This window comes from Yoonia sp., from assembly GCF_965660735.1.
Classification (GTDB): Bacteria; Pseudomonadota; Alphaproteobacteria; order Rhodobacterales; family Rhodobacteraceae; genus Yoonia.
Map to the genome: position 1 here is coordinate 35,352 of NZ_CBFIBD010000025.1, position 12,075 is coordinate 47,426.

At 61.3% G+C, this 12,075-nt stretch carries 9 protein-coding genes; 6 read left to right on the forward strand and 3 right to left on the reverse strand.

What is annotated here, in order from left to right:
• Positions 1 to 2: 2 nt before the first annotated feature.
• Positions 3 to 977 (forward strand): threonine ammonia-lyase, encoded by a 975-nt coding sequence (locus tag ACTG4B_RS10415; RefSeq protein ID WP_439155638.1) that lies wholly within the window; start codon positions 3 to 5, stop codon positions 975 to 977.
• Here ACTG4B_RS10415 and ACTG4B_RS10420 read toward each other — a convergent pair whose 3' ends face one another.
• Positions 978 to 1,535 carry a TIGR00730 family Rossman fold protein gene (locus ACTG4B_RS10420; protein ID WP_439155639.1) on the reverse strand — a complete coding sequence of 186 codons (558 nt, stop codon included), beginning with the start codon at positions 1,533 to 1,535 and terminating at the stop codon, positions 978 to 980.
• 112 nt (positions 1,536 to 1,647) lie between these two features.
• Here ACTG4B_RS10420 and ACTG4B_RS10425 point away from each other — a divergent pair, with 112 nt between their 5' ends.
• The 3 genes from ACTG4B_RS10425 (at position 1,648) to ACTG4B_RS10435 (ending at position 5,169) form a co-directional block, all read left to right on the forward strand.
• Positions 1,648 to 2,829, forward strand: coding sequence for a LysM peptidoglycan-binding domain-containing protein (locus tag ACTG4B_RS10425; RefSeq protein ID WP_439155640.1), 1,182 nt, complete (start codon positions 1,648 to 1,650; stop codon positions 2,827 to 2,829).
• Positions 2,830 to 2,896: 67 nt separating this feature from the next.
• Positions 2,897 to 4,732 (forward strand): ABCB family ABC transporter ATP-binding protein/permease, encoded by a 1,836-nt coding sequence (locus tag ACTG4B_RS10430; RefSeq protein ID WP_439155641.1) that lies wholly within the window; start codon positions 2,897 to 2,899, stop codon positions 4,730 to 4,732.
• A 95-nt stretch (positions 4,733 to 4,827) separates the two neighbouring features.
• Entirely contained in the window at positions 4,828 to 5,169 is a 342-nt protein-coding gene (locus ACTG4B_RS10435) for a zinc ribbon domain-containing protein YjdM (RefSeq protein ID WP_439155642.1), read from the forward strand.
• A 55-nt stretch (positions 5,170 to 5,224) separates the two neighbouring features.
• Here the strand turns inward: ACTG4B_RS10435 and ACTG4B_RS10440 are convergent, their stop codons facing one another.
• Together ACTG4B_RS10440 and ACTG4B_RS10445 are read right to left on the reverse strand one after the other, a co-directional pair.
• Complete coding sequence (locus ACTG4B_RS10440; protein ID WP_439155643.1) at positions 5,225 to 8,980, reverse strand: efflux RND transporter permease subunit; 3,756 nt, start codon at positions 8,978 to 8,980, stop codon at positions 5,225 to 5,227.
• A complete protein-coding gene (locus ACTG4B_RS10445) occupies positions 8,977 to 10,212 on the reverse strand; it encodes an efflux RND transporter periplasmic adaptor subunit (protein ID WP_439155644.1) in 1,236 nt (411 codons plus the stop codon). Before ACTG4B_RS10445 ends, ACTG4B_RS10440 begins: the two co-directional genes overlap by 4 nt.
• Before the next feature lie 268 nt (positions 10,213 to 10,480).
• On the opposite strand from ACTG4B_RS10445, the gene ACTG4B_RS10450 reads away from it, so the two are divergent.
• Together ACTG4B_RS10450 and ACTG4B_RS10455 are read left to right on the forward strand one after the other, a co-directional pair.
• Complete coding sequence (locus tag ACTG4B_RS10450; protein ID WP_439155645.1) at positions 10,481 to 11,137, forward strand: tetratricopeptide repeat protein; 657 nt, start codon at positions 10,481 to 10,483, stop codon at positions 11,135 to 11,137.
• A gap of 20 nt (positions 11,138 to 11,157) precedes the next feature.
• A partial coding sequence (locus tag ACTG4B_RS10455; RefSeq protein WP_439155646.1) for a PQQ-binding-like beta-propeller repeat protein occupies positions 11,158 to 12,075 on the forward strand: 918 nt, incomplete at its 3' end.

A 12,075-nucleotide genomic window follows, 5' to 3' on the forward strand; every position in this document is an offset into this window, starting at 1 on the left:
ACATGACCGGACCGGAATTATCGGAAATCACTGCCGCTGTTGATGCGCTGGAGGGGGTTGCGCTGCGCACACCGGTTTTGCCGCTGACATCCGCGCGGTGGGACGGGGTGCTGCCCGATTGCGCAAGCGTCACCGTCAAGCTGGAACTGTTTCAGCAGGCGGGGTCGTTCAAGGCGCGTGGGGCATACCTTGGGATCAGCCAACTGACACCGCAGCAGCGCGCGCCCGGTGTGGTGGCCGCCAGCGGCGGCAATCATGCGCTGGCCGTGTCCTGGGCCGCGCGGGCGGCAGGTGTCAATGCGCTGATCTGCATGCCGCGCGCGACCGATCCGTCACGTATTGCCGGTTGCCAAGCGCTGGGGGCTGTCGTCGATCTGTTTGATGACATGGCCGCCGCATTTGCCGCGATGGCAGATGCCGCCGCTGCGGGCCGCACCCTGATGCATCCCTACGAGGCGGAACATATGACATTGGGCGCGGCAACCTGCGGGTTTGAATACGCCGCACAGTCCCCGCATGTGGATACATACGTGGTGCCTATCGGTGGCGGCGGCCTGATCAGCGGAATGGCCTGCGCGATCAAGCAGCTGGCCCCCGATGCGCAGGTAATCGGGGTCGAACCCTTTGGCGCGGACAGTATGTCGCAGAGTTTCCAGGCAGGCCGGCCGATGCGACTGGACAGCGTGGATACCATCGCTGACAGCCTTGGGGCACCCTTTGCGATGCCCTATTCTTTCGGTGTGGCCAAGGCCCATGTGGACAGGATTGTGCGGATCAGCGATGCCGAGATGCTGCGCGCGATGGACCACTATCAGAATATCCTGCGGATCACCGCAGAGCCCGCCTGCGCGGCATCACTTGCCGCGATCCTTGGGCCGCTAGCCGCTGATCTGGCCGGTAGGCACGTGGGGATCATCGCCTGCGGGTCGAACATCGGCCTGGCCCGGCATCAAACGCTGATGCAGGGGCTGCGCTGATCAGGCGAAAGCGGCGTTTAGCGCGCTTTCGAGGGATGCGACGTCATCGGCTGTCACAACAAAGGACAGCAGCGTCGGATCGGCAAAGCCGCTGGCGACCACGTGATCCAGCAGGGATTTCAGCGGGTCCCAGAACCCGTCGATATTCAGCAGGATGATCGGCTTGGCATGCAGGCCCAGCTGCCGCCATGTCAGCGCCTCAAAGAATTCGTCCAGCGATCCGGCACCACCCGGCATCACGACCACCGCATCGGCATTCATGAACATGACCTTTTTGCGTTCATGCATGGTTTCGGTGATGACGAAACTGTCCAGATCGCGTTTGCCGACTTCGCGGGCCATCAAATGCGTCGGGATCACGCCAAACGTGTTGCCGCCAGCAGCCTGAACCGCCGATGCGACCCGCCCCATCAGCCCCACATCGCCCGCGCCGTAAACCAGCCGCCAGCCATTTGCGGCCAACATCTGCCCTGTGGTGGTGGCTGCGTCTGCATAGGCTGGGTTGCCACCGGCGCGGGACCCGCAATATACGCAGACCGATTTGGGAAATGTCGTCATTATCAGGTCCTTGTCACATAGGTTCGCTTTGACCGGTGATAGCCATGTTGCTATCAATGCTCAACAAGATGTGGTTGGCTGGCCGCATGCGCTGCTTGCAAGAGGACATAACGTGACAGACAAGACGCCATCGCAGGCCGGGCGGATTGCCTTGGGTGCCTTATGCGCGATTGCCATCGGATTGATCGTTTTCTTTTTCCTGCCTGACCCTGCGCCTGACCCCGCTACCGGGGCTGGCCCTGTTTCCGTCGCTGTGCCGCAGGTATCACCCGAAACGGTGTCCACCGCGGCCCCTGCGCCGGTTGTTTCCACCGTCCCGCCAAGTCCGTCAGGGCCGGAGCCCTCGATGGCCCCGCGGTTCGACACTTTCCGGGTCGAGCCCGACGGTGCAATGCTGATCGCGGGGCGCACAAGGCCCGATCAGCAGGTTGCCCTGGTTCTTGGCGGCAAGGTGATCGAAAGTGTAGCGGCTGATGCGGTGGGAAGTTTCGTGATTTTTGCGCAGGCAGGGCCGTCGGATGTGCCGCGTCGTCTATCGCTTTTGGGCGACCCAGAGGGTGCAGCGATCCCGTCACAGACAAGCTATATGGTGGCCCCGATCCGGACAGCCCGCGTGGTTGAAACGCCAGCGGCGCCGCGACCTGTCGCACCGCCTGTCGTGCCGGACATCGCCTTGGATATACCTGTTGATGCGCCAGATGTGGACGCTGCCGTGCCTGCCTTGTCGGATGTGGCCGAACCGCCGGCAGCACCGACTGTCTTGCAGGCCGATGCAGAGGGGATCCGTGTGGTGCAGTCCGCGCGCGAGTCGATCCCGAATGTGGCACTGGATGCGATCACCTATGACCCGGACGGGGACATCCGGCTGTCCGGTCGGGCGACGGGCGTGGGCGCGGTCCAGGTCTATCTGGACAATCGGCCTGTCACGTCGTCACCTGTGAATATTGATGGTGACTGGCGCATTGATCTGCCGCCGGTCGATACCGGGATCTACACGCTGCGCATTGATGAAGTGAACAACCAAGGCGCCGTGGTGTCGCGGATCGAGACACCGTTCAAACGCGAGGAAGCCAGCGACGTGGCGGCCGTTCTGGCCGAACAAACGGCGCGCGACGGGTTCGAGGTGGCAGTGCGCACAGTGCAGCCGGGTGCGACGCTTTGGGCGATCGCCGAGGAAAACCTTGGCAAGGGCATCTACTATGTCGCGGTGTTCGAGGCCAATCGCGATCTGATCAAGGACCCCGACCTAATCTATCCCGGTCAGATATTCCGGATCCCCGCACATTCAGAGTGATCCCGGCAGGGTCTGGTCTTTGTCGGCGTGACGCCCTATCTGAAGGGGCCGTCAGCTGGAGAAACACATGCGCCGCCTGCCCAAGACCGCTGCCAACCTTGACAACGCCACCGTGCAAGGTTGGGCCGTCATACGGCGCGTCATTCCCTACCTTTGGCCCGAAGGGCAGGGGTGGGTGAAACGCCGGGTCATTGCGGCCATGGCGATTTTGCTGCTGGCCAAGGTGATCGCTGTTGGCACGCCGATTTTTTACAAACAGGCCGTGGATGCGCTTGCCCCTGAAACCGCATCGGCGGCGACGTTTCTGGGGTTCGGTGCCGTGGGGCTGACAATGGCTTATGGCCTTGCGCGGCTGATGAACGTGGGCTTTCAGCAGTTGCGCGACGTGATCTTTACACGCGTCGGCCAGCGGGCGCTGCGGCAACTGGCGCTGGAAACATTCACCCACATTCACCGCCTGTCCATGCGGTATCACATCACGCGCAAAACCGGCGGGTTAAGCCGTGTGATCGAACGCGGGGTCAAGGGGGTGGATTTCCTGTTGCGGTTCCTGTTGTTCAGCATGGGGCCGCTGTTGCTGGAACTGATCATGATTTCCGTGGTTTTGTTCTTTCTTTTCGATGTCTGGTATCTGGCCGTCGTGGTGGCGACCATCGCGCTTTATGTGATGTTCACCTTCAAGGTGACGGAATGGCGCGTGAAAATCCGCAAGGAGATGAACGATCAGGATACCGATGCCAACCAAAAGGCCATCGACAGCCTGTTGAACTTTGAAACGGTCAAATACTTCGGTGCCGAACAGTGGGAGGCGAACCGTTACGACCGCGCGATGGCCCAGTATGAGAACGCGGCGATCCGCACCAACTACTCGCTGGCCTTTCTGAATTTCGGGCAGTCGCTGTTGATCACCGGCGGGTTGGTCGCGGTGATGATCATGGCGGCCATCGGCGTGCAGCGCGGCGATCTGACGGTGGGCGATTTCGTCATGGTGAACGCCTATATGATCCAGATCACCATGCCGTTGAATTTTCTGGGCACGGTTTACCGTGAAATCCGGCAGGCGCTGATCGACATGGGCGATATGTTCGACCTGTTGGGCCAGCCCGCAGAAGTGACCGACGCGCCCGATGCCAAACCGTTGGTGGTGACGGGGGGGCGCGTCACCCTGCGCGATGTGACCTTTGGCTATGATGCGGCGCGCGGGATATTGAAGGGCATCAACCTTGATGTCGCGCCGGGTCAGACCGTGGCGATTGTCGGCTCGTCCGGGTCGGGCAAATCCACCATCGGGCGGTTGTTGTTCCGGTTTTACGATGTGACGGGCGGGGCGCTGTTGATCGACGGACAGGACGTGCGGGACGTGACGCAGGACAGTCTGCATGCCCAGATCGGCGTCGTGCCGCAGGATACGGTGCTGTTCAACGATACGGTGCATTACAACATCGCCTATGGCCGCCCCGACGCGCAGGAGGACGAGATTATCGCCGCCGCCAAGGCCGCAAAGATCCATGATTTCGTCGTCGGCCTGCCGGATGGCTATCAGACCACCGTGGGCGAACGCGGGCTGAAACTGTCGGGGGGTGAAAAGCAACGGGTTGGCATCGCGCGGACCTTGCTGAAAAATCCGCCCATCCTGCTGCTGGACGAGGCGACAAGCGCGCTTGATACCGAGACCGAACGCGAGATTCAGGCCGAACTGAAAGCCATGGGCGAAGGCCGCACGGTGATCACGATCGCGCACCGTTTGTCCACCATCGCCGATGCCGACCGCATCGTGGTGCTGGAGGACGGCGTGATCGTAGAGGAAGGGCGGCACGAGGAATTGCTGGCGCAGGACGGACGCTATGCGCATCTGTGGAACCGGCAGTCAGAGGAAGAGGTGCCCCCCACGATTCCGGCCTAGCAGGTCGGCGCGGCACGCCCGGGCAGATCGCAAAGGCACGCAAGATGTGATTAAGCGTCTGGTCAAGGCATGGGGCCGGGCGTATAGCAACGCCCATGACTGACATATTGCCCCCATGCCCCGAATGTGGTGCCGCCTTTACCTATCAGGTGGACGCCTTGTTGAATTGCCCATCGTGTGGCCATGAATGGTCTGCCGCTGACACCGCAGAAGTCACGCAGGAGGTGCGCGACAGTGTGGGAAATATCCTGCGCGATGGCGATACCGTGACTGTGATCAAGGATCTCAAGGTCAAGGGGTCGTCAACGCCGCTGAAGGTTGGCACCAAAGTGTCGGGCATCCGTCTGGTTGACGGGGATCACGACATTGACTGCAAGGTTCCGGGATTTGGCCAGATGGGGCTGAAATCGATTTTTGTGAAAAAGGTCACGGGCTAGACCCACTCCCAAGCCGCACATGCTACAGCCGGACCCGTGACAGGTCCGGCTTTTGTTATTCGGCGGCTTGCAGCGGTGATTTCAACGGAAGCGGTGCTGGCGGTTCATCCTCGGTCCAGATGAACTCCGGTGCCTTTATCCGGCGGGCCTGACGCGACAGGGCCCAATCGCGTGCCGCGCGGCTGCTGCGGCCCATCGACAGTTTCGCCAGTAGTTGTGCCGCCCATTGCGCATAGGTCACGATCCAGACGCGCAGCGCCAGCATCGACGGGGTGAACACCAGCGTCAGCACCGTGGCGATGCCAAGACCGAACACCACTGCGGTGGCCAGTTGTTTCCACCACATCGCCGTTGGACTGTCGATGGAATAGCCGCCGTTGATGAAATCAAGGCTAAGTCCGAACATCATCGGTGCAAGGCCCGCCATCGTGGTGATCGTGGTCAGCAGGACGGGGCGGATCCGATCCTCGGCGGTGCGGGTAATGGCCTCGGTCCTTGGCATGTATTGGCTGTATTCCTGGTAGGTGTCGATCAGGATGATGTTGTTGTTCACCACGATCCCGGCAAGCGCCACGATCCCGGTGCCGGTCATGATGATGGAAAACGGCTGATCCATCACCAGCATCCCCACCAGCGACCCGGCGGTGGACATGACGACGGCCATCAGTACCAGAACCGAATTGTAGAAACTGTTGAACTGCGCCAGCAGGATGATGAACATCAGCCCAAGGGCTGCAACCCCGGCAACGGCAAGAAATTGCTGGCTTTCGGCCTGATCTTCCTGATCGCCGGTCCATTCCCAGTCGACGGCGTCTGGCAGGGGGTTCGTTTCCAGCCATTCGGTCAGCACCGCGATCCGGTCATTGGGTGTTACCGGCGTAATGGTTCCGGACGGGGCAGCGGTTTTCAGTTCGTCCATGCTGGACGCGCCGGTGACCGCAACGACGGTATAGCTTGTGTCGTTTCTGGTCAGATCTGCCGGGGTGTTGGGGTCGGTCACTTCGCGCAACACGCCAAGCGGTGTGCCGCTGTCGCTGGTCAGTGTCGCCAGCCCTGCGCCGACACCGGCCTTGACGTCGAAATAACGTTTCTGGTCCACCCGGTCGATCTGGGCCAGCTTTTGCACGGGCGTCCGGGTGATAAAGTTTGACAAGGGGATCAGACCGTCCGAGGTGCGCACCCGCAAGCTGTCAAGGGTGGACAGGACGCGATCCTTTTCGGGCAAGCGGACACGGATATCGATTTCCTCGTCCGATGTCTCGACCCGCATGGTATCAAGCAAGATACCGCGTGTGACCATCTGGACCATCGCCCCCACGGTGGCCACGTCCGCGCCATAGCGCCCGGCTTTTTCGACATCGACGTCGATTTGCCAGTCGATCCCGGGAAGGGGCAGGGTGTCTTCGATCGTGATCAGCCCCGGCGTCGCCTCGAACCGGGCGCGTGCCGTGTCGGTTGCTGCGACCAAAGCGGGCCAGTTATCGCTTTTGAGGCGCAGGTGCACAGGCTTGGCCGACGCAGGGCCACGCGACAGGTTCAGGATTTCAAACCGCACACCGGGGATGCCGGCCAGTTGCGATTCCAGATTTGCCAGCACGGTGTCGCCGTCATAGGCCGGGTCTACCTGCGTACTGGTCCAAGGGATAAAGCCGAGCAGATGGGTTTTCTCGGACATGGTGGGGCGGTCTTCCCACGGAATCAATTCCAGCTGCATCTGGCCGATGGCGTCTGACGGGCCTTCGGCGCCGCCGGTATTCGAATTCAGACCACCATCGCCGGCAAAGGAAAACACGCTTTGAACCCCGCGCGTATTCAGGGCGACTTCCTCTGCCTGCTGCAAGATCGCGTCTTTTTCTGGCAGCGACAGGTTGCCCCGTGCCTGCACATAGACAATCGCCTGTTCGGGCTCTGATTCGACAAAGAATTCAACACCGTTGTTGTTGGCGCCGAAGTAGCCAAAGATCGACACGACAAAGAAGATCACCGCGCCGACGGAAACCAGCGGCATGATCGGGTTGCCGGTGATGAAATGCATCACATGGCCAAAGGGGCTGCGTTTATAGCCCGCCTTGATCCGCGTGGCGCCGCGTTCGATCCGCGCAGCGCCCATCGTGATGGACAGCATGACCGCACCACCAAGAAACAGGATGATCCCGGGCAGGGACGCGATCAGCCCATCGGTCTGCACCGCGTTTCCCGACAGATAGCCGGGGTTCAACGTCAGCATTGCCCCGGTAAACACCACCATGATGGCAGGCACGACAAGTGCTGCGTTGACGATCCACGGAAGCCGCGCGCGCAAGCCGTCCGATGCATTGCCGAAAAGGCGGCTCATCCGGCCGGTAACGCCGCCCATGACCGGCAGGTAGATCAGCGCCACCACAAGTGATGCGCACAGCACGAAAATCAGCGTGACAGGCAACATGCCCATGAACTGCCCCGCCACGCCGGGCCAGAACAGCATCGGCAGGAACGCGCAAAGCGTCGTCGCCGTGGAAGAGATGATTGGCCAGAACATCCGTTTGGCGGCCTCGGTATAGGCATGCATCGGGCCGGACCCTTCGCTGATCCGCTTGTCGGCATATTCCACCACCACGATGGCCCCATCGACCAGCATCCCCACCGCAAGGATGAGGCCAAACATCACGATGTTGGAAATCGTGATGTCCATGATCGCAAGCAGCGCAAAGCAAAGCAGGAACGATGTGGGAATCGCAAAGCCGACAAGCAGGGCAGGGCGGGTGCCTAGGGCGGCCAGCACCACGATCATGACCAGTGCGATGGCGGTCAGCACCGACCCTTCCAGCTGGCTGACCATAGAGGCCACGTTGCGCGACTGGTCATTGGATGTGCCGACGTCGATCGCGCTGCGCAGCTCCGGCGACCAGCTGGCGCGTTCCTGATCGACGACGTCCTTGACCAGTGCGGCGGTGTCGATCAGGTTGTATCCCTTGCGTTTGACGACTTGCAGGGCGACCGTGTTGACCCCGTTGAAACGCGCCGTGCCAATCCTGTCCTCGAACGTCAGGCGGATCGTGGCCAGATCGCCCAGCGTGATCACGCGATCGCCGTTGGTTTTGACCGGCAGCGCATAGATATCCTGCGGATCATCAAACGAAGACGGGATCTTGACCGCAAAGCTGCCCTGCGCAGAGTCGACTTCGCCCGCTGCGATCAACAGGTTGTTGTTGGTGACGACGCCAATCAATTCACCCGCCGTCACGTTATATGCCTCAAGCCGGAGCGGGTCGATCACGACTTCCAGCATCTCGTCCCGCTGGCCGGCCAGACCGGCCTCCAGCACGGCATCAAGGCCCTCGATCCGGTCCTGCAAGCCTTTTGCCACACGGATCAGCGTTCGTTCGGGGACGTCACCTGTCAGGTTGACGATGATGATCGGGAATTCGGAAAAGTTGATTTCATTGATGGAATACTGGTCCGCCCCGGACGGAAACCGGCCCTCGGCGTTGTTCATCGCGGACCGGATATCGGCCAGTGTCTTGGTTTTGTCCCAGCCGAATTCGAATTCCAGTGCCACGCCCGCGTAACCTTCGGCGGCGGTCGCGGACATGGTTTTCAGCCCGTCCAGATCGGACAGTTCGGTTTCCATCGGTTTGACCAAAAGCGTTTCCGCGTCTTCGGCGGAAATGCCGGGAAACGGGACCGATACGAAAATCGCGGGGATTTCGATGTCAGGCTCGCCTTCTTTGGGCAGGCTGACATAGGCCGCACCGCCCGCCAGCAGCGACAGCGCGATAAAGGCAAGAACCATGCGGGCCCGCGTTGCGGCCCAGTCAACTAATCCGGTCATCCCTTGGCCTCGCGAAATGTGGGTGTGACGCGCACGCCGTCAATGACAAATTCCTGACCGACGGTGATGATATCTACAGTCTCGGGCAGGTCAGTCACCCAGACGCCCTGCGCAGTGTCGCGCAGCAGGGTGACGGGCATGAATTTCACCAGGTTGTCCGCGTCGATCGTGCGCACGCCCAGCACCCCGTCGTCATCCAGCGTCAACGCCGATTGTGCGATCAGGTGCGCGGTGCGCCCATCAGCGGCCACGATGATTTCGGCCGTCTGGCCATCGCTGATGGCCTGATCGGCATTCGGCACCGTCACCTCAACCCGGAAGGTGCGGGTCAGTTCATCGGCGCTTCGCGACAGGAACGTGACTTGCCCGCGCACCTGCTGGCCGGTCGTAAGGCGGGCACCGGCGGTGGCACCTGTGGCGATTTTTGTGACATCGGTCTCGGGCACGAACCCAACCAGTTTGATTGGGTCAAGCTGGATGATCGTGGCGCAGGGGCTGCCGGTCTGCATCAGGGCACCCAGTTCGGTCGTGTCCGTTTCCAGCAACCCGGAAAATGGCGCTGCGATACTCAGTCGTTCTATCTCGCGCTGTGCGGCGGCAACGGCAGCCTGGGCCGCCTGGATGCCGGCCTGCGCTGACGCGACGGCGGAATTTGCGCGCTGCACGCCGGCTTGCGCGGATTCCATGGTCGCCTGCGCACTGATCAATCGGGTTTCTGATGCAAACCCGTCCTCTGACAGACGTCTGGCCGCATTCAGGTTGATTTCGGCCTCGCGGACACGGGCCGTCGCCTCGGTCACGCCGGCAAGCGCCTCGGGCACGCGTTCTCTTGCCTCGGCAAGGCGCGCGCGCGCCTCGTCCAGTGACGCCTGCCGCGTGCCGGCGTCAAGCCTGCAAAGCTGGTCGCCCGCTTGCACGAATGTCCCCTTGCGCAGCGGTTCCGAGATGACCAGGCCCGATGTCTCGGCGGCAACAGTGACCTGACGGGCGGCTTCTGTCCGGCCGCGCAGAATCACTGCGCTGTCGATCGTCTGCGCGACAGAATGTATTGCCACGACATTCACGCCTGCGTTACTGTCGGCAACCACCGCTGCTGTGTCCTGTGCGGCATCCCCGGCTTGGGTATCGGCCGTCTGTTCACCGGCAAAGTTGAACAGGGTGTCGCGTTCGAACACCACAAAATATAGGGCAATACAAACCACGATCGCGGTGATGACGGGGAAAACTTTCATAACGCGGCCTTTTTTAGCGTCATATAAATATGTGACGACATTTTACATGTAGTATTCACGATACGCTGACGCCGGCTTGCCGGATCACAAATCATACTAAACCATTCAGTTCAAAATATACAAAACACGACAGTGTCGCAAGGTTAGTTTTCTGCGGTGCCGCATGATGCTGGCCGCAAAGCGCGGCTCAGCCCTTGTCCCTTGGCCTTTCTTCGCGATATGTAGCCGCAAACAGCGTAGCGCAACAGCGTGAACATTGGGGGCGTGAGTGAGTAACTCGGACAGTTTCATTGATGAAGTCACCGAAGAGGTGCGCCGCGAAAAGCTGTATGGCTATCTGCGTCGCTATGGGTGGATTGCGGTCGTCTGCGTGCTGGCGTTGGTTGGCGGCGCTGCATGGATCGAATATAGCAACGCACAGGATCGCGCCGCCGCCGAAGCCCGCGGTGACGCTCTTCTTGCGGCCCTGAACCAGCAAGACGCCGCTGCGCGCGCCGCTGCGATCGCGCAGGTGGAAACGGATGGTCAGGCGGCTGCCGTCGCCGCTCTCTTGACGGCCGCCATGCAGCAGGAGGCCGGTGATCTGGCAGCGGCGGCACAAACATTGCAGACGCTTGCCAACAGCACCGACGCACCGCAGATGTATCGCGATCTTGCGGCGTTCAAGGCAGCGCTGTTGCCTGCGGATGACGCAGACAACCGCCTGGCTGCATTGCAGGATCTGGCGGCACCAGGCCAGCCCTATCGCCTGTTGGCGCTTGAACAACTGGCCTATCTGTCATTGGAAGCTGGCGATAAAGAGGCCGCGATTTCGACACTGCGGCAGATCGAAGAAGATGCATCCGTTTCACGGGGCTTGCGAGAGCGTGTTCAAACGGTGATGGTGGCGCTGGGTGAACCACTTCCGGCTGCGCCCACCGAGTAATCTTTGAATTGGACCGGCACTTGATACCAAAGACACGCATCTGCGCCATTATTGCGCTTGTCCTGTTGGGGGCTTGTGCCGAGGATGACGTCATTCTGCCCGGCGCGCGTTTCGATTTGCGTCCGGCTCCTCCGACGGTGAATCAAATTCGCCCGGTCAGTTTGCCAGCACAGGTGGCCAATCCTGACTGGACGCATCGCAACGGGGGACCAACGCACAAGATCACACATCCCGCCCTTGGTGCGACGCTTGCCCCGGCCTTTGTGACCGGGATCGGCGAGGGCGACAGCCGTCGGGCGCGGATCACGGCCGATCCGGTTGTGGCAGGCGGCGTGATCTACACGCTGGATGCCAGGGCGCGCGTGTCGGCAACGACAACGGCAGGGCAGCAGATATGGACCGCTGATCTGACACCGGGCCGCGATAACCCGACCGATGCCTCCGGTGGTGGTCTGTCGGTTGCGGACACAAAGGTTTATGTGACCACTGGCTTTGGTGAACTGACGGTTCTTGATGCGGCGACGGGTAACACGGTCTGGGTGCAGGACCTTGACGCGCCCGCCATCGCCGCGCCGACCGTCGTGGGGGATCTTGTTTATGTGGTGGCCCGCGACAGCACCGCCTGGGCGTTGGATGTGACCACGGGCCGGATCAGGTGGCAACAGACAGGCACCCCGTCTACAGCGAATTTCGCAACCGGTGCGGCGCCTGCGGTCAACGACCGCATCGCCATTTTCCCCTTTCCCTCGGGCGAGGTTCTGGCGACCTTTCCGGGTGGTGGATTGCAGCGCTGGTCCAGCGTCATTTCGGGTGACCGGCTGGGGCGGGCGATATCGCTTGTCACCGATATCGGCGGTGATCCTGTCATTGACGGCAGCCGGGTCTACGTTGGTAATTTCGGCGGCCGTGTCGTGGCGCTTGATATCATCGACGGCACG